At 68.5% G+C, this 19,127-nt stretch carries 11 protein-coding genes and 1 pseudogene; 6 read left to right on the top strand and 6 right to left on the bottom strand.

Annotated elements, in window-relative coordinates; all coding sequences use genetic code 11:
• The first annotated feature begins 28 nt into the window (after positions 1-28).
• From FREUN1FDRAFT_RS21270 to FREUN1FDRAFT_RS21250, 5 genes are all read left to right on the top strand, one after another.
• Positions 29-8,545: a DNRLRE domain-containing protein gene (locus FREUN1FDRAFT_RS21270; RefSeq protein WP_006542237.1), complete on the top strand. Its 8,517-nt coding sequence runs from the start codon at positions 29-31 to the stop codon at positions 8,543-8,545.
• A complete protein-coding gene (locus tag FREUN1FDRAFT_RS48115) occupies positions 8,452-9,864 on the top strand; it encodes a Hint domain-containing protein (protein ID WP_035952798.1) in 1,413 nt (470 codons plus the stop codon). The genes FREUN1FDRAFT_RS21270 and FREUN1FDRAFT_RS48115 overlap by 94 nt, the downstream gene beginning before the upstream one ends.
• Before the next feature lie 680 nt (positions 9,865-10,544).
• Positions 10,545-10,835, top strand: a complete 291-nt coding sequence (locus FREUN1FDRAFT_RS21260) for a hypothetical protein (RefSeq protein ID WP_035952795.1) — start codon at positions 10,545-10,547, stop codon at positions 10,833-10,835.
• 256 nt (positions 10,836-11,091) lie between these two features.
• On the top strand, positions 11,092-12,726 hold the full coding sequence (locus tag FREUN1FDRAFT_RS45250; RefSeq protein WP_006542235.1) for an RHS repeat domain-containing protein: 1,635 nt from the start codon (positions 11,092-11,094) through the stop codon (positions 12,724-12,726).
• Positions 12,726-13,106, top strand: coding sequence for a hypothetical protein (locus FREUN1FDRAFT_RS21250; protein WP_035952792.1), 381 nt, complete (start codon positions 12,726-12,728; stop codon positions 13,104-13,106). Before FREUN1FDRAFT_RS45250 ends, FREUN1FDRAFT_RS21250 begins: the two co-directional genes overlap by 1 nt.
• A 109-nt stretch (positions 13,107-13,215) precedes the next feature.
• On the opposite strand, the gene FREUN1FDRAFT_RS21245 is transcribed toward FREUN1FDRAFT_RS21250, so the two are convergent.
• The 5 genes and pseudogenes from FREUN1FDRAFT_RS21245 to FREUN1FDRAFT_RS21225 form a co-directional block, all read right to left on the bottom strand.
• Positions 13,216-13,740 (bottom strand): hypothetical protein, encoded by a 525-nt coding sequence (locus tag FREUN1FDRAFT_RS21245; RefSeq protein ID WP_006542234.1) that lies wholly within the window; start codon positions 13,738-13,740, stop codon positions 13,216-13,218.
• Between the two features lie 369 nt (positions 13,741-14,109).
• A pseudogene (locus FREUN1FDRAFT_RS46600) lies at positions 14,110-14,370 on the bottom strand (IS5/IS1182 family transposase); the annotation flags it as partial.
• A gap of 113 nt (positions 14,371-14,483) precedes the next feature.
• Positions 14,484-16,064 carry an ATP-binding protein gene (locus tag FREUN1FDRAFT_RS21235; protein ID WP_006542232.1) on the bottom strand — a complete coding sequence of 527 codons (1,581 nt, stop codon included), beginning with the start codon at positions 16,062-16,064 and terminating at the stop codon, positions 14,484-14,486.
• Positions 16,065-16,337: 273 nt separating this feature from the next.
• A complete protein-coding gene (locus FREUN1FDRAFT_RS21230) occupies positions 16,338-16,739 on the bottom strand; it encodes a type II toxin-antitoxin system VapC family toxin (RefSeq protein ID WP_006542231.1) in 402 nt (133 codons plus the stop codon).
• Positions 16,724-16,981 carry a type II toxin-antitoxin system Phd/YefM family antitoxin gene (locus tag FREUN1FDRAFT_RS21225; protein ID WP_006542230.1) on the bottom strand — a complete coding sequence of 86 codons (258 nt, stop codon included), beginning with the start codon at positions 16,979-16,981 and terminating at the stop codon, positions 16,724-16,726. The genes FREUN1FDRAFT_RS21230 and FREUN1FDRAFT_RS21225 overlap by 16 nt, the downstream gene beginning before the upstream one ends.
• A gap of 398 nt (positions 16,982-17,379) precedes the next feature.
• On the opposite strand from FREUN1FDRAFT_RS21225, the gene FREUN1FDRAFT_RS21220 reads away from it, so the two are divergent.
• Positions 17,380-17,946 carry a Uma2 family endonuclease gene (locus tag FREUN1FDRAFT_RS21220; protein ID WP_083828764.1) on the top strand — a complete coding sequence of 189 codons (567 nt, stop codon included), beginning with the start codon at positions 17,380-17,382 and terminating at the stop codon, positions 17,944-17,946.
• Between the two features lie 55 nt (positions 17,947-18,001).
• Here the strand turns inward: FREUN1FDRAFT_RS21220 and FREUN1FDRAFT_RS21215 are convergent, their stop codons facing one another.
• The gene (locus tag FREUN1FDRAFT_RS21215; protein ID WP_035952788.1) at positions 18,002-19,075 is read right to left on the bottom strand and encodes a sulfite oxidase; all 1,074 of its coding nucleotides are present in this window, start codon (positions 19,073-19,075) and stop codon (positions 18,002-18,004) included.
• Positions 19,076-19,127 lie beyond the last annotated feature (52 nt).

Below are 19,127 nucleotides of genomic sequence, written 5' to 3'. Positions count from 1 at the left end.
GTTGCGGCGGCACCGGAGGCTGCGCCGGGTGGCGCTGCTGCTGGTGCCGGCGCTGGTCATGACCGGGATCGCGTTGGTGGCGCTGGACCGGGTGAAGGATCCGAAGCTGGTGCCGATCTCGGAGCGGAACCCGTTTCGGGATGTGAAGCTGCCTGAGTCGTCGAATGGCACTGCTGAGGGCCGGGAGCATCTGGTAGCGGCGGAGGAGACGTCGCGGGACGCTACGCCGGGGGAGGCGGAGCTGGCGTCGCGGGTGAAGCCGGTCGAGGGTGCGGTGCCGGTGACGCCGGAGGTGGCGCCGCGGCGGGTGGTGCACCCGACCGGCCCGGACGCGCCGCAGGGGGAGGTGGAGCTGCCGGAGGTGCCGGCGGGCGCGGAGCTGCCGTCGGAGGAGGAGCTGGCGCCGGGGGCGCGGGATCCGGGCACGGTGCAGTCGGGCCGGGTGGAGGTCGAGTCGGCCCGGTCGGAGAACGCGACGGTGTTCCGTAACCCGGACGGGACGTATTCGACGGAGCTGTCGGCGGAGCCGGTGCGGTTCAGGGATGCCCAGGGCGAGTGGGCGGAGGTGGACACCGCGCTGGTGGAGCAGAGCGGCGGCGGGTTCGAGGCGCGGGCGGTGGCGGCGCCGGTGACGTTCGCCGAGGAGGCGGACGACCCGCAGCTGGCCCGGGTCGAGCTGGGTGAGGACGTGTCGGCGGGGTTCGCGCTGGAGGGAGCGGCGGCGTCGCCGGGGGAGGCCGACGCGCAGTCGGTGACGTTCGCCGAGGTTCGGGAGCAAGCGGATCTGGAGCTGTCGGCGACGGGGTCGGGGCTCAAGGAGGTCATCGTCCTGCGCTCACCCGACGCGCCGACGAGCTGGACGTTCCCGCTGGCGCTGGAAGGGCTGACCGCGAGCCTGGACGAGCAGGGCCAGGTGGTTCTCTCCGACGGGTCGGGCTCGCCGGTCGCGCTGATCCCGCGGGGGTGGATGGAGGACTCGTCGCCGGAGCCGGCGACGTCGGAAGGCGTTACCTACAGCCTGGTCGAGGGGGCGGACGGCGGTGCGCCGGCACTGCGGGTCGACCTGGACGCCGACTGGCTGGCGGCGCCGGAGCGGGTGTTCCCGGTGCGGGTCGACCCGACGGTCACCCAGCTGGCGGCGAGTGCCGACGACACCTGGGTGTCGTCGGCGACGCCGAACACGCCGCAGCCGTCGGACGGGAAGCTGCGGGTCGGGCTGCGGGCCAGCGGCGACCTGAACCACGGCTACCTGCATTTCCCGAACAATTCGGCGCTGGCGAACGCGAACGTCCTGTCGGCGCAGGTGTCGCTGTTCAACACGGACTCGCACGACGCGTGCACGGCGCATCCGGTGTCGTTGTACCAGGTGACGCAGGCGTGGAACGGCACCACGATGGTGTGGCCGGGTGCGACGACCGGCGGTGAGGTCGCGCAGGGCACTTTCTCGCACCAGAGCGGGAACACGGGGTGTGACGCCGGCTGGGAGACGTTCTCCGACTCGCGGCTGACGGAGCTGGTCGAGGACTGGAACGACGGCACCACGGCAAACCAGGGCCTGTCGGTGCGGGCGTCGTCGTGGAATGTCGCCGAGTACAAGGAGTTCGACTCGCAGGACTGTGCCTGCACGGCGGCGGGGACGTCGGGGGACCACCGGCCGAAGATGAACATCACCTGGTCGCCGTATGACGCGGCGTACGCGTGGCCGTCGGGGTCGCCGGTGTGGGACCAGGCGTTGACCGCGACCCAGCCGGGCAAGATCAAGGTTCGGGTGACGAACCGCGGAAAGAACACCTGGCCGGCGGGCGGCCAGTACAAGCTGTCGTACCACGTCTATGACATCACTGGGACCACCGAAATCGTGGCGCAGGGATATCAGACGAATCTGCCGGTGGCGGTCGCCCGTGGGCAGTCGGTCGACGTGCAGGCGATCGTCAGCCCGCCGCCGGCGGGCAGTTACATCGTCAAGTTCGACATGCAGGACACCGGGTCGGGCGGGGCGTTCTTCTCCACACACGGTGTTTCGATGCTGCCGGTGGCGCTGGTCGCGCCGCCGGCGACCGGGGTGCAGGTGACCGGGTCGACGCCGTTGGACGCGGAGCGGGTTAACACGCTGCGCCCGGAGCTCACGCTTTCCAGCAACCAGTCGAGCCCGACGTATGAGTTCCAGATCTGCTCGAACCCGGACGCGGCCAGCGGCTTCTGCTGGACGTCGGGGGGTTTCATCACGAGCTCGTCGTGGCGGGTGACCGCGAACGCGTTGAGCTGGGGGTATCCGTACTACTGGCGAGGGCGGGTCAAGTCGGGCGGGGTCACCAGCGCGTGGACCGCGCCGATGACGATCTACACCCAGATCCCGGAGCCGGTGACGAGCGCGCACTTCGGCGGGGACCCCTACGCGCCGTCGGTGGATTCGGTGTCGCCGCTGATCCGGAGCTACGCGTCGTCGGCGACGGACATCTCGGTGGACGGAGCGGGGCCCGAGCTGGGGCTGACCCGGACGTACAACAGCGGTAACCCGTCGGTGGGCCTTTTCGGGGCGGGCTGGTCGTCGCAGTGGGACATGAGCGTCCGGGCCGACGACTCCGGTGAGGGCAACCTGGTCGTGCGTTACCCGGACGGGCGGGACACCAGGTTCGGCCGGAACGGGCTGGGCATGTTCACGCCGCAGGACGGCTACTACTCGCTGATGCAGGCGCCGAGCCCGCAGGTGGCGTCGTTCACCGCAGCCAACTCGACCATCACGCTGGGTGATGCGGACACGGGTGAGACCTGGCAGGTCCTGTCCGGAACGTGGGGGATCAACGGGAACAACGCCTACCTGGTGTCGGGGACGTATGGCACGGCGGTGATGCCCGCCCCGTCCGAGGGGCTGGTCCGGTTCACCGCCCCGGTCGCGCAGGACAATCTCGGGGTCGCGTTCCGGGTTCAGGACGCCAACAACCTGTGGATCCTGCAGACGCAGCCCTCGAGCAACGCGCTGATCCTGGCGAAGCGGGTAGGCGGGACGAAGACGACGGTCGCGACGTTCACCGGCGCCTGCTGCGCCGCGGGTGACACGTACGCGGTGCGGATGGCGGGCTCGGCGCTGACGGTCTACCGCAACGACCAGGTCGTCGGGTCGGCCACCGACTCGCAGTTCTCGACCGCGACGAAGGCGGGCCTGTTCGCGCAGGCCACCGGTACCGGGCGGATCGGGTCGGTCACGATCGTCGACGACCAGCACCGCGACAGCTTCACCCGGGCGAACTCGTCGACCGAACTGGGGACGGGCGACACCGGTGAGGAGTGGCAGACGCAGTCGCTGCCGGGGCTGGGTAACGGCACCTGGGGCATTTCCGGGAACGCGGCCTACCTGGCCGCCGCGTCGGGGAACCGCAACGTCGCGACCGTGTCCGCGGCCGCGGACGGCCTGTTCTCCTTCAAGATGCCGGTGGCGCAGACCGGGCTGGGACTGGCGTTCCGCTACGCGGACCCGAACAACTACTGGCGGGTGGTGGCCCAGCCGTCGGCGGGGACGTGGCAGCTGGTCAAACGCGTCGGCGGGGCCGAGACGGTGGTCGCGACGTCGAGCGCGGGGCAGTGCTGCACCGCGTCGGACGCGCTGACGGTCATCACGGACGGACCGGACATCCGGGTCCAGCGCAACGGGACCCAGATCCTGGCGGTGAACGACCCGGCGGTCGTCTACGGCAGCCGCGCCGGCCCGTTCGCGGAGGCGACCGGGTCCGGGCGGATCGACGACGTCTCCGCGACCGCGGCGACCACACTGACCGAGAAGTCCGGGAGCGCGTACACGTTCCGCTCCGACGGCCGGCTGGCAGTGGTCACCGACGCGGCCGGCCGGCAGCTGGAGCTGACCTACAACAGCAACGCCCGGCTGACCTCGGTGGCCAACCTGACCACCCAGCGGACGCTGTCGCTGACCTGGACCGGCACCCACGTCACCGCCGTGTCCACCCAGAACGTCGCCGCCCACGGTGGCGCGCTGACCTGGAGCTACGCCTATTCCGGCGACAAGCTGACCTCGGTCACCGCCCCTCACTCGGCCAACCCGACGACCTACAGCTACGCGTACAACGACAAACTCGGGCAGATCACCCTGCCCGAGGGCAACATCGACACGACCATCGGATACAACACCGACAACACCGTGGCGTGGCGGGAGAACGGGCTGGGTAACCGCACCACCTACGCGGTGCTGTCGACCAGCCCGAACACGGTCGTCCGGGTGACCGACCCGCGGGCCCACCAGACCGAGTTCGAGTACCACGACGGCAAGCTGATCTCCGAGCGCGACGACATCGGGAACCGGTCGTTCGTCTACAACGACCTCGGATTCCTGCACCAGGTCATCGACGAGAACGGCAACATCGTCCAGACCGAGACCGACGCCCGCGGCAACGTCCTCGCCCGTTCGGTCGCCCGCGCTTACTACGCCAATGTTCTGTTCGTCAACACCGAGTACTACAGCTACTATCTCGGCCCGCCCGGTGACCCGCGCAACGACCTGATCAGCGTCTACCGGGACGGCCGGTCGGCCTCGCCGACGGACAACACCTACGCGACCTACTACAGCTACAACAGCTTCGGCGACCAGGTCTTCGAGACGACGCCGCCGACACCGGGCTATCCGTACGGCCGCACCGAGGCCTGGGTCTACTCCACCGGCGGTGAGGCGGCGGTGGCTGGCGGCGGGACGATCCCACGCGGCCTGGAGGTCTCCCACACCGACACCGGCGGCAAGACGACCACCTCGGGCTACGACGTCAAGGGCGACCTGCGCCGTGACCAGGACCCGGCCGGCCTGGTCCGCACCTACACCTACGACGAGCTCGGCCGCCGGCTGACGTCGACCGAGATCTCCGACACCTTCCCCGCCGGCCTGACCACCACCACCGCTTACACCAAGCTCGGCCTGCCCGCGCAGATCACCGAACCCGGCGTCACCAACCTGATCACCTCGGTGGTGCACACCCCGGTCGCGACCAACACCTACGACGCCAACGGCAACCTCACCCAGACCACGGTCTCCGACGCCACCGGCGGTGACACCGCCCGCACCACCAGCTACGGCTACGACGACGACGACCGGGAGATCTACCGCACCGTCGGCGCGGGCAGCTTCCCCTGGTCGACCTACGCGACGACCTACGACCCGAACGGCAACGTCGCGACGTCGACGGACCCGAACGGCACGATCACCTCGTACACCTACACCGCCCACGACCAGCTGGCGACGACCACGCTGGAGGACTTCGTCGACGACCCGGTCGCCGGCTCCTCGCCGCGCGACGTGGTGCTGGAGTCGCTGGCCTACGACCCGGCCGGCCGCCTCGCCTCCGTCACCGACGCCGAGGGCCGCACCGTCCGCTACCTGTACTGGCTCGACGACCTGCCGTTCCGGGAGATCCTCGACGGCTACCGGCCCCCGGACCTGGTCAACGGGGTCCTGTCCGGCCCCGGCGCCTACGACGTCATCCTGGCCGAGCACGCCTACGACGGCGCCGGCAACGAGGTCACCACCATCACCGGCGGCGGGCTGCGCACGACCTCGACCGAGTACGACGCGGCCGGCCGGACCACCGCCACCATCGACGACCCGCAGGGCGTGGCCCGCCGGACCGACCTCACCTACGACGCCGGCGACAACGTCACCGCCCAGGACTTCTCCGCGGCGGGCACGACGGCGACCGGACGCGTCGAGGACACCTTCGACGACAACTCCCGGCCGACATCACGGACGATCTTCGGCGACGGAGTGCAGCGGTTCACCAGCGCGGTCGCCTACGACCAGCGCGGCGAGGTCACCAGCACCGTCGACCCCCGCGGCTACGTGCCGGGCGGCGCGCCGAACCCGGCCTACGTGACCGACCAGGTCACCGACGCGGCCGGCAACCTCGTCCAGACGATCTCCCCGCCGGTGCAGGTCGAGGAGAACGGCGCCGCCGCAACCACCGACCGGCCCTCCGCCGAGGTCGGCTACAACACCTTCGGCGAGCCGACCCACGCCCGCGACGCCCGCAACCAGGTGACGGTCACCAGCTACAACCACCTCGGCCAGGTCACCCAGAAGACCTACCCGTCCTACACCCCACCCGCCGGCGGCACCGCGATCACACCGACCGAGCAGTGGCAGTACGACAACAACGGCAACCCGACCACCCACATCGACACCCGCGGCAAGACCACCACCACCGTCTACGACCGGCGCGACCGGCCCGTCGCCATCACCGACCCCCAGGTCACCGGCCAGGCCGCGGCCGGCGTCACCCGCAGGATCTACGACGACGCCGACAACCTGCTCACCGAGGTCAACCAGGAAGACGGGTGGACGTTCTACGCCTACGACGACCTCGACCGGCGCTGGGCGACCACCGCCACCGAGCAGTGGCTGACCCAGACGTTCACCACCTACACCGTCTACAACGACGCCGGCGACCTCGTCCGCGTCCTCACCCCCGGCAACGCCGCCACCGGCGCGTCCGCCACCTCGGACTACAACGGCGCCGGCGACCTGACCGCCACCCATGACGAGCTCGGGAAGACGACCACCTACACCTACGACTTCGCCGGCCGGCGCACCTCGACCACCGACCCGCTCGGCCGGGAGACCCGCACCACCTACGACCGCGCTGGCCGGCCCACCACCGTCGGCGAGTACTCACCCACCGACGTCCTGCTCCGCTCCACGTCCACCGGCTACGACGCGGCAGGCAACGTCACCTCCGAGACCGACGCGAACGGCCACCCGACCACCGCCACCGTCGACGCCCGCAACCAGCGGCGCACCATCACCGTCCCCGTGAACGGCTCCACCAACATCACGACGTCGATCGGCTACGACCTGGCCGGTAACACCACCCGGGTCACCGACGGCCGTGGTAACCCCACGATCACGACGTACAACTCGCTGGGCCTGGCCGAGAAGGTGATCGAGCCGTCGACGACCGCGCATCCGAACCTGGCCGATCGGACCTGGACCAGCAGTTACGACGCTGCCGGTGAGCCCGTGACGGTCGTCGCTCCGGGTGGGGTCACCCGGACGTCGACCTATGACGAGCTCGGCCGTCTGACCGCCGAGGCCGGTTCCGGGGTGGGCACCGCGTCGGCGTCGCGGGCGCTGTCCTACGACCTGCTCGGGCAACTCGTCGCGGTCAACCATCCCGGTGGCACCGAGACGTTCACCTACAACGACCGTGGTCTGATCACCGGCGCGGCCGGTCCGGGTGGGGCGAGCAGTTTCGCCTACGACTCGACCGGGCGGATGTCGCAGCGCACCGACCCGGCCGGTACGTCGAACTTCACCTACACGGCCCGCGGTGAGCTCGCCACGGTGAGTGGCACGGTCACCGGTGGCAGCCGGACCCTGGGCTACGACGACGCCGGGCAGATCACGTCGGTCACCTATTCCGGGGCGACCCGCACCTTCGGTTACGACAACCTGGGCCGCACGACGAGTGACACACTCACCGCCGGTTCCACCGTCCGGCGGACCCAGACCTACACCTACGACAACAACGACAACCGGTTGACGACCGTCATCGGCCCGGCCGGTGTCGTCGGCGCCGGTACGCAGAGCTATGGCTACGACTGGGCCGACCAGCTGACGTCGTGGACGAACCAGTCGTCGGTGACGACGACCTACGGCTGGGACGCCGCGGGTAACCGCACCGCGAAGAACGGTGTCGTCTCCACCTTCGACGCCCGTAACCGGCTGACCTCGGACGGCACGGCGACCTACACGTACACCCCGCGCGGGACGCTGGACACCAAGACCCAGGGGTCGACGGTGACGACGACGGTGTTCGACGCGTTCGGCAGGCTGGTCGCCGACAACCAGGGCGGCACCGCGCAGAACTACACCTACGACGGTCTGGACCGGCTCGCCACCCGTAACAGCGCCCCGTTCACCTACGCCGGGTTGGAGAAGGAACCGGCGACGGACTACTCGTCGTCGTTCTCCCGCGACCCCGACGGCGATCTGGTCGCGGTTGGCACCTCGGCGGGGAACTGGGCGACCGTCACCGACACCCATGGTGATCTCGTGGCCGCGTTCACCACCGCCGGGGCGCTCACCGACAGCCGTAGCTACGACCCGTTCGGTGACCCCGTCGTGGCGGGGAACCCGGCGGTGCACGTCGGTTTCCAGGGCAGCTGGACGGATCCGGACACCGACCGGGTCTCCGCGCAGGCCCGCTGGTACACCCCGGGCACGGGGACGTTCGCGAGCCGTGACACCGCAAGCCTGCCGATCAGCGGCACGGCCGCGGCGAACCGTTACACCTACGCCGCGGCGAACCCGCTGACCTACAACGACCCCACCGGCTTCTTCTCCACCAAGGCCGCGCTGTACGCCTCCATCGACAGATTGGCGGCCCGCCGCACGAATACCCCCCCGGCCCCCGGCCGCCCCTGGTCCTGGACGTGGCGGCACAGCGCCAGATCGCCCGGATGGGAGCGGACAAGTTCTGGGCCGGCGTCAGGGCCGCCCTCGCCTTCCGGAAGACTGCGATCAAACCAGTGGCCGTGCAGCCCGCGCCGTTGAGCGCCGCGGCGCAGCGTGAGATCGCCCGGATGGGAGCGGACAAGTTCTGGGCCGGTGTCAACGCCGCTCTCGCCTTCAAGGCGAGCGCGCAGATGAAGCCAGCCTTCATGCGGGACGCGGAGAACGCTGCGGCGCAGCGTGAGATCGCCCGGATGGGAGCGGACAAGTTCTGGGCAGGCGTGAACGCCGCCCTCGCGTACAAGAAGGCCGGGGTGAAACCACCCACCGCGACCGCCTCGGCCAAAGCGAAACCCGTCCAGGCCCAGGCAAAGAAATGCGGCTTGGGCTGCATGCTTGGCGGCGCCGTCAACAAAGTAAACAAAGTCGTCGGCGGTGCCGTAAAATCCACCGTCTCCTATGTCAAGGCCCACCCGGTCGAGGCCGGCCTCACCGTTCTCTCGGTCATACCTCCCACCGCAACCGTCGGCGTCGGTCTCCGCGTCGTCGCCCTCGGTGCCCGGGGCATCTCCGCTGCCTCCAAAGCGACCCGCGCCGCCGAAGTCGCCGGCGGCGTCGCCAAAGCCGACCGGGCCGTCGAAGCCACCGGCGGCGCCAGCAAGCTCGGCCAGGCCGCCCGCAGCTGCCTCAAACCCCACAGCTTCGACGGCAACACCCACGTCCTCATGGCCGACGGAACCACCCGGAAAATCTCCGACATCAAGGTCGGTGACAAGGTCTGGGCCACCAACCCCGAAACCGCCCATACCGGACCCCGCACCGTCACCGCCCTCATCACCGGTACCGGCGACAAGCACCTCGTCGACATCACCGTCGCCACCCCCACCGGCCCCGCCACCCTCACCGCCACCGACCACCACCCCTTCTGGGACACCACCGACCACACCTGGACCGACGCCGAGGACCTCAACCCCACCGACCGGCTCCAAACCCCCACCGGCGCCATCCCCGTCACCACCACCCGCACCTACCAGGAAACCCACACCGTCTACAACCTCACCGTCGACGACCTCCACACGTACTATGTCCTCGCCGGCACCACCCCGGTCCTGGTTCATAATTCTGGAGGTACGTGTGAGGATGCCGGCAGAGGACTTTGGCAACTGACCAAGGAGGGCTCTTCGAAAATCATGAATGGAGGGCCATTCCGGACAACCTTCTACAAGAGTTCCTCGGATGGTACGTGGTGGACTTCAGATGTGACGGGTCACGCCGGATCGGCGTTCAAGGTCTATGAAGAGACTGGCACGGGGCTTAATTGGATCGCGGATGCCGACGAATTTGGCACCTATATCGTTGGAAAGTGGAAGGGTGGCACGGGGAAATTCATCCCTAACAGCAGTCTAAGGGGTGTGAAATAGTGATCGAGTCCGCCGAGGAGTTTGTTCGACTGTGCAGGAGTTCGGACCTGGGGGAGTATCGCAGGGCTAGGGTAGATGAAGCATCCGAGCAAGTGTGGATGGAAATCATTGATCGATACCCGGAAGAGCGGGTGGCGGTTGTTCTAAATAAGACCATTCCGCTCGTGGTGCTGGAATCGCTTATCGACGACCCCGATGCTCGTGTACGATCTATGGTAGCTATGAAGAAAAAGTTATCCCCGAGCCTTCTTGGGCGATTGGCCAAAGATTCGAACGAGTCGATTAGATTGAGTGTTGCGCGACATAAGAATACTTCGATGGAGACATTGGAATCTCTTCGATCTGACCCCTGGGATGAAATTCGCAAAACCGTAGATGGTCGGCTGAAAAGTTAATCTACGTGCGTCGTGGTGTAACCGGTCACGGTCAGGTCTGAACCGCCCCGGTCTCGATGTAGGCCGGGGCGATTACCACGCGCGGACGTCCCATCCTTCCCCCGGGGCCTGCCGGCGCGAGCTTCGGCGAGGCTGGCTGCTCCGCGGGCGAGCTGGCAGGCGCTGGACGGGGGCGAGTCGATCGACCTGATCTGGCGGCTTCGCACCGGCTCACAGCGGTTCAGGGGCGTGCGGTGACCGTCTGTCGCGGCTGGCGCTCTTGGCGGCGTACAGCGACCGGTCGGCGTGGCTAAGCACCGCGGCCTACGGGCCGACCCTGCCCGCACCGTCCGGTCCGCCGAGGCCTGTCGCGCCGTCCGTGCCGTGGTGGGCAGCGAGCACGACGACCGCTGCGACGTGGCTCAGCGTGGCGACGGCAGCGTCAGCCGATTCCTGAGCGGGCACGTCACACCGGGCAGGCGGATGGCCTGCCCGTCCGGGTTTCCACTGGCTGTGGTGCCGGCGAAGGTGGGGCGCAGCAGCCTGCCGGCGTCCTCGATGACCGATCCGACCGCGTCCAGGTCGACGTCGCCGTAGACCTCGATGACGCGGATCGCGGAACCGCTGCCCTTGGTTGAGGACCCACACGCCGTGATGCGGCGTACCGGTCGGGTCGCGTCCGGCCCCTTGTGCAGGGCGTCCGACGTACGGCTGGGACGCCGCGGGTAACCGCACCGCGAAGAACGGTGTCACCTCCACCTTCGACGCCCGTAACCGGCTCACCTCGGACGGCACGGCGACCTACACGTACACCCCCCGCGGCACCCTGGACACCAAGACCCAGGGGTCGACGGTGACGACCACCGTGTTCGACGCCTTCGGCAGGCTGGTCGCCGACAACCAGGGCGGCACCGTCCAGAACTACACCTACGACGGTCTCGACCGCCTCGCCACCCGTAACAGCGCCCCGTTCACCTACGCCGGGTTGGAGAAGGAACCGGCGACCGACTACTCGTCGTCGTTCTCCCGTGATCCCGACGGCGATCTGGTCGCGGTTGGCACCTCGGCGGGGAACTGGGCGACCGTCACCGACACCCATGGTGATCTCGTGGCCGCGTTCACCACCGCGGGGGCGCTCACCGACAGTCGTAGCTACGACCCGTTCGGTGATCCTGTCGTCGGCGGTAACCCGGCGGTGCATGTCGGTTTCCAGGGCAGCTGGACCGATCCGGACACCGACCGGGTCTCCGCCCAGGCCCGCTGGTACACCCCGGGTACGGGGACGTTCGCGAGCCGTGACACGGCAAGCCTGCCGATCAGCGGGACCGCCGCGGCGAACCGGTACACCTACGCCGCCGCGAACCCGCTGACCTACAACGACCCCACCGGCTTCTTCGCTTTCTCCAACATGGCCAAAGCGGCCGCCGCCGCCGTCAGAAGGGTGGTGGCGCCGGCCCCGCCGGTGTTCCGGCCACCCATGGTCCTGAAGCCGGCGGCGCAGCGTCAGTGGGTCCAGTCGGCAGAGGACAAGTTCTGGGCCGGTGTCAACGCCGCTCTCGCCTTCCGGCGGGCTGGGATCAAACCAGTGCCCGCGCAGCCCGCGCCGTTGAGCGCGGAGGCGCAGCGGCAGATCGCCTCGATGGGAGCGGACAAGTTCTGGGCCGGTGTCAGGGCCTCTCTCGCCGGGGTGAAACCACCCGCCCCCGCCCCTCCGCGGCCCCCGGCGCTGAGCCCGGAGGCGCAGCGCCAGATCGCCTCGATGGGAGCGGACAAGTTCTGGGCCGGTGTCAGGGCCTACCAGGCCGGGGTGAGGCCGCCCGCCCCCGCGAAGCCGAAAGCCACACCGAAACCCGCCCCGGCCCCGGCCCCGGCAAAGAAGGACTGCCCCTGGTACGGCTGCACAATCAGCAGCGCCGTCAACAAAGCCAACAAAGTCGTCGGCGGCGCCGTCAAATCCACCATCTCCTATGCCAAGGCCCACCCGGTCGAGACCGTCCTCACCATTGGCTCGGTCTTCGTACCCGAGGTCGCCGTCGTCCGCGGCGCCGTCGTCGCCGTCCGCGCCGTCCGCGCCGGCAGCATCGCCGCCAAAGCGGGCCGCGCCGCCGAAGTCACCGGCGGCGTCGCCAGAGCCAGCCGCGCCGCCGAAGCCACCAGCAGCGCCGCCGCCAAAGCCGGCCGCTCGGTCAACGAGGTCGAGCGCATCGCATCGAAGCCGGTGAAGCCTGGGCAAGCTGTCGACCGCTGGGAGGACTTCCTCGGACCCGGGCCACATACGAACGCTCACCCGCGGACGGGACTGCCGGACGCCAATCGTATCGTCTCGGCCGACGGTGCTCGCTCGATCCGATTCGGAGCCCACGAGATGGGAAGTTCACCGACAAAATTCCACTACCATGAGGAGACCTGGAGCTTCGATCCGACCGCGCAAATCTGGAACATCGACAATGTGGTTGTCCGAGTTCCCTTCCCGAAGGGGTCCTGGTAGTGAGAGTTACTGCGTTGCATGACGCGAGCGAGACCGGCAAAATTCTGACGGTCTCATCGGGCTCCGGGCCGCTTCGGGGGGTGTGGCGTGGGAAGTCTCCGATCCACGCAGGGCAGACGTTCGACGTCGAACTCGAAATCCGACGCCCCCGCCACTGGTCGGATCTAATCGCAGCGGAGGGGCAGCAGAGTATATCCGAAGGTGTGGCAAGTGTTGTTCGCGGGTGTATCGTCGAGGTCTTTGAGGATCGAACGGTGGCGCTTCAGGTTGGGGCATCTATCATCCTGCTGGAGATGATCGACGAATCACCCGGAGAATCGGTTGGCGACCCGGTTATTCTCGTTGCAGACGATCTGGAATTCTATCCGACCGAGATATGAGTCTCTTCAGAGTGCGAGAATTGCGAGTTGAAGCAAGGGGAGTAGGTCTTGAAGCTGGGAAGTTCGAGCCCCCTGGCGACGTTGCGCAGGGCGCCGGTAAGGCTATCGGTTAGCAAGAAAACTTCATGATTGTCTCTAGATCGACGTCGAGCACGGCGGCGGAGACCGGCCGGTCGGTGGGCAGCGCGGAGTCCGCTTTCACGGTTGCCTGCTCGATGAAGTGCCGCCGGTTGGGCAGGCCGGTGAGGGGGTCGGTTGTGGTCGAGTCCCGGGCCTCCTCGTTCAGGTGGGCGGTGTCGTAGGCGGTCGTCGCGGTGTTGAGGACCATACGCTCCACCGCGGCCTGCGGGCCGACCCCGCCCGCACCGCCCGTTCCGCCGAGGCCCGTCGCGCCGTCCGTACCGTGGTGGGCGGCGAGCGCGACGACCGCTGGGACGTAGCTCAGCGTGGCGACGGCAGTGTCAGCCAGTTCCTGAGCGGGTGCGTCACACCGGGCATGCGGATGGCCTACCCGTCCGGGTTTCCACTGGCTGTGGTGTAGGTGAAGGCGGGGCGGCAGCCTGCCGGCGTCCTCGATGACCGACCCGACCGCATCCGGGTCGACGTCGCGGTAGACTTCGATGACGCGGATCACGGAACCGGTGCCCTAGTCGAGGACCCACACGCCGTCACACTTCTTTCCATCACCGAATGGGACTATGTCGACCAGTTGTGGTCGTATATTTCCGAGATGGTCCACCAGCTCTCAAAGCAAGGGGAGGTATCGACATATTTTCCAGATCAACCGATCATGCTTGAGTTTCGCCGGAACGATTCAGCCAGGCTCCTTGTATCGTGCCGGGTCGGCGGCGACTTGAGGCGGGTTAGTGTCGGCGAGAGTGAATTCATCGGCACCCTCAGGTCCGCCGGAGAAAACTTCTTCGAAAAAATGTCAAATCTTCTTCCGGGGAACTCTCAGAGCTACAACATCGCTCGCAATCGGTTGATATCCTAAGAGCGTGTCTCACGTGGCCAGTTTCTTCCAGCAGGCCAGCGTCGCTGCCAGGGTGAGGAATCCGAGGAAGTTATGGCCGTTGCGTTCGTAGCGGATGGTGAGACGGCGGTAGCCGCCGAGCCAGGCGATCGTCCAGCGGTGGCGGCCGAGCTTCTCGCTGGACTCGATGCCTTTGCGGGCGATCCGGGGAACGACCCCGCGGTCGCGCAGGAACCGGCGCAGGTCGTCGCTGTCGTAGGCCTTGTCCGCGCGCAGCTTGCGCATACGGCGTAGCCGTGAATCGACGGAGGCCGTGCCCCTCTGTGCAGTCCCGGCTGAGACACCCGCTCGGTGCGCTCGATGGCGTCGCACCTCGTCCTGGCACCTCGGGTGTGACGCTTCGGTCATCCGTTGAGGAGGGTGATGCGGCGCCCGGCTGGGCTGGTCACGGTGGTGATCGTGGTGCGTTCGTCGATGGGGGGCGCGTTCGTGCGCTGGTCGAAGATCGCAAGGGTGCCGGTCGGCAACTGGAGGCGGTCGAGGTAGCGGTCCAGCTGGAGGAGCCCGGCCTTGAGCGGGTTGGGTCTGCCGGTGCGCCAGGCCTTGATCTCGAGACCCTCGCGCTGGACGTGGTGCGGTCCTCCGAGGGGTGCGTAGGGCCAGCGGAGGTGAAGGTCGATGCGGCCGGATCCGAGTGCGTATTCGCGTTCGACGTGGCCGGTGCCGTTGACGGCGCGCTGGAGGTAGCCCATGAGAATGAGCTGGGGCGCGGCCTCGTCGTAGTACCCGCGGCTGGTGAGGAACTCGCCGTTCTCGATCCACCAGTCCGCGAAGTCGGCGAGGACCCGCGGAAGATCGAAACTGCCGTCCGGGCGGATGAAGGTGCGGGGATCGGTGGTGATGCTCTCCTGCACGGAGGAGGACAGGACGCGGACGATGACCTCGCGGTAGATCGGGTTCGCGGCCCGTACTGGTGGGTCGGGCGCGATGAGGCCGAGATCGCGGACATAGCTGACGTCGTCGTCGTACGGGTCGAGGACGAGCGGGTCCCCGGCGATCAACGGGGCGATGATCCCACGGACACGGGGTTCGGCCAGCTTGGAGGCCAGTGAGTCCAGGTGGGTGGCGCGTGCGAGGACGAGCCGCTCCTTCGCGGTTTCGAGATGCTCAGGTGTGATCGTTTCTGCGGCGGGCACGGCCATCTCTTCGACGACCTCGCGGGCCAGCGCGTTGACCAGCCACGGCTGGCCGCCTGTGAGCTCGTAGGCGTGCTCGATCGCGCCCGGCGTGAACGGCTGGCCGGTGGTGGCGGTGTGCTGCCCGTAGAGCTCCGCCACCTCGTCCGGGGTGAAGTCGCCGAGCCTGAGCGACTTGAGTTTGATGTTGAACGGGCTCGACGTGCCAAGCCGCGACGGGTCACCACCGGCCGCGGCTTTGTAATCGCGGACATCACGGAGACCACATAGCACGACCGACGCAGGGAAGGGTGCGGTGGAGCGGGAGCTGAAGCCGTCCCGCACCTGGCTGAGCACGCTGATCAGTGACTGGCCCTGGAGGGCGTCGATCTCGTCGAGGAACAGGACGAGTGGGCGTGGGCAGATCCGGGCCCAGGCTCCGAGCGCCTCGACGATCAGGGTGCCGTCGGAGGTCTCCGGCCACGGCGCCGGTCGCATCTGCGCGGGCAGGGTGTCCTCGGCGCTGGAGCGGAGCCGGTCGAGAATCGCCCGGGACGCGGCGCGGATGTCGTCTCCCCAGGCCCGCCCGGTCTCGCAGGAGACGTGCACCGCGGCGTACTGGCCTTGCGCGGTCAGGTCGGCCGCGAGTGCGCGCAGTGCCGTCGTCTTCCCTGTCTGGCGGGGAGCGTGGACGACGAAGTAGGCTCTGAGATCCACCAGCCTGGGCGCCTCCGGGAGGCGGGACAGCGCCGGGATCATGTAGTGCTCCGTGGGGATGCACGGCCCAGCCGTGTTGAACCGACGACGCACCGGTCCTCCTCCCCGCCTGGCTCGCTACCTCACTTGCAGCCTACCTGTGATCGACGATCTACCTTTGTGACGAGTGATTCCTCCATGTGGAACCAGCCGCCGGTGGATTCCTATTACCGGTTCTCTCCGCGTCGGGCTTCTTTGTAGTCCTCGACGAGTTCATCGATCTCCTGCGGATCCCCACCTTGGTCGTGGCCATGCAACCCTCCTTGTGCACCGATGTGTACACAACATCACGCCTCCTGGCTGGCCTCGCTGGAGTGGTTGCGGGTTTCAGGGGATGTCGACGGCGAGGACGCCGGGAAGGTCCGTGAAGCTGGCCTTGAGGTCACTGGTCACGACAGTGCGTCCGGTTTCGGCGGTGTGAGCGGCGATGAGGAGATCGTGTGCGCCGCGCCGGGTGTCGGTTCTGCGCAGGTGGGCGATGAGGCGGGCGCGGTGGGCCGCTGTCGTGGGGGTGTAGGCGAGGGCGTCGCAACGCTTTCGATCGCGGCCCGAGCACGTGCCCGCGAGGCGGTGCGTTCGACGGTGTCGGCCAGTTCGATCCCGACTCGGTAAATCGGCGATGGTGATCGCGGCGACGGCGAGTTCGCCGTCGCCAAGGGCTGACCGGTCGATCGTGCCGCGCTCGTAGGCGATCAGGACGTTGATGTCGAGGATCAGGCGTCGGCCCACGGGTCACCACGCTCGGCGTCCAGCAGGCCCACCGCCGTCGCGATGTCGCTTTCGAATCGGTTGTCGGGTGCTGGGATGTCGGCGAGGGCCGCCCGGAGGTCCGCGCCGGTTCGCCTGCGGGCGGGTCCGATCTCGGCGACGGGATGGTTGCCCCGGGTGATGGTCACGGTCTCGCCACGCTCGATGGCGTCGAGCAGGTCGGAGAAGCTCCGGGATGCCTCGGTGGCGGTCATCGTCCGCATGTCCATCCTTTCTGATGATCAGATTCTGCACCTCTGGTGTCCACTCGAGTCGACGACGCCCTCGTCGAAGGCTAGGAAGATCTCGAGGCCGGGATCACGCTGCACGCCTCCGACGACCGCCACGTCGTCGCGACCGCCGTCCGTGGCGGCGCGCACGCCATCGTCACCGCGAGCCTCGTCGACTTCCCGACGTCGACGCTCGGCCCGCTCGGCCTCCGGGCGACCCGCCTCCGACTACGCGTCGTCGCTCTCCTGAGATCCCGACGGTGACCTGGTCGCGGTGGTGATCGTGGTGCGTTCGTCGATGGGAGGCGCGTTCGTGCACTGCCGAAGATCAGAGCGGCCACGGTACGCTTGGGCGAAGGGATCAGGGGCGTCCGGTCACCTGAGGGGGTGTCGTGACTATGGAGATGATCGCTCCCGACTGGATGCACCAGCAGATCACCGCGGAGCAGTACGACTCCTGGTCCGAGGAGCAGTGCGCGGGCATCGAGATCGTGGACGGGATGGTCGTCGTGGTCCCCAGCGCCTCCATACTGCACAACCGGCTGTCCAGGATTATCACGAACGCGCTGGACGCGGCAGGTGGGTCCGCCTGGAACGCCGACTACGACTTCGACGTCCGGCTACAGGATGTACCGCTCACCAACCGTCGGCCGGACGTCGTCGTGTACCGCGCGGAAGCGATCAGGACAATGCCGGCGCGTCCAGAAGACGTGCTCCTCGTCGCTGAGATCGTCTCGCCGGGCTCGGAGAGCACAGATCGGATTTTCAAGCCCCAGCAGTACGCGCGGGCGGGGGTCGCCCACTACTGGAGGGTCGAGCAACCTTCCACCGGCGTGCCGGTCGTCTACGCCTACATACTGGATCCGGCGGCCGCGACGTACAACGAGGCAGGCGTCCACGTCGGGACCGTCGAAGCCACAACCCCTTTCGCGGTGAAGATCGACCTCACCCACCTGTAGCGGCACGCGCTCGGAGCGTTGGTCGTGGCCTGTCACCGGATCGCGGATCGTCGGCTCAGGGGCTGGGCGAGATGTGGATCGCGGCACGGGGCCAGGAGTTGTTGGCGTAGCCCTTCGGGTTCCACAGCGCCCGCGGCGACTCGGGTTGCAGCGCCCCGGTGTCGTCCCAGGCCCGCGCGACCAGCTCGACGTCCGAGCTGGGAGGAAGCGTGACGTCGGCGTGCCAGAGCTGCCAGGTGTACGCACCGGCCGCAGGGTCGAGTTCCGCCTGGCGCCAGCTCGCGCCGCCGTCGGCGGACAGGTCGACCCGGGCCACCCGGCGGTGCTCGCCGGCCAGCGCGTAGCCGCGCACGGTCGTCCGGCCGGGAGGTACCGACGTCCCGTCGGCGGGGCGCAGGATCGCGCTGTTCAGCGCGATCGGTCCCAGCGACAGGCCGTCTCCCGGCCCCGCCCGGTCGGGATCGGCGTCCGGGGGCAGGAGCCGGTAGGCGACCGCCTGGAAGTAGTTGTCCGACGGCTCGGCCCGCGCGACGACCCGCCGGACCCATTTGACGCTGCGCGCCCCGATGTAACCCGGCACGACGACGCGCAGCGGTGCGCCGTGCGCGGCCGGCAGCGGCCGGCCGTTCATCGCCCAGGCCAGCAGCACCTCCGGCGCGCTCGCCTTGGAGAACGGGATCGAGGCGCCGTAGGGCTGTGCGGGCCTGGCGAGGGGGGAGACGTCGACAGCCTCGAAGGCCACGTGCGCGGCCCGGCCGGACGGGTGGGCGGCGACAAGGACATCGGCGAGCCGGGCCCCGGTCCACTCGGCCGTCGACGTGGCACCGTCCCCCCACGGGTCCTCCCCGGGAATCTCCCGCACGGCCGCCATCCCGGCCCGCCGGTTGCCGGCGCACTGCAGGGTCACCGCCAGCGTGCACGGCTCGAAGTCACGGCGCAGATCGGACAACGAGAGACTCAGCGGGCGGTCCACCAGCCCGGCCACGGCAAGCCGCCAGCTGTCCCGATCCGTGTCCGGGACGGGTCCGTGGTTCCGGCTGTAGAACGCCTCGACCGGCGTGATCGGGGCCTCCGCCAACACTCCGGGTGGCGGCTCGGCGTTGAACGGCTCCCATTCATGTACGACCATGTCGTCCCGCTTGCCCCATCTCAATGTCGCCACCCCATCCGGCCGTCGCTCG

This window comes from Parafrankia sp. EUN1f (assembly GCF_000177675.1).
Lineage (GTDB): Bacteria > Actinomycetota > Actinomycetes > Frankiales > Frankiaceae > Parafrankia.
This window is presented reverse-complemented; position numbering and strand designations above follow the sequence as displayed.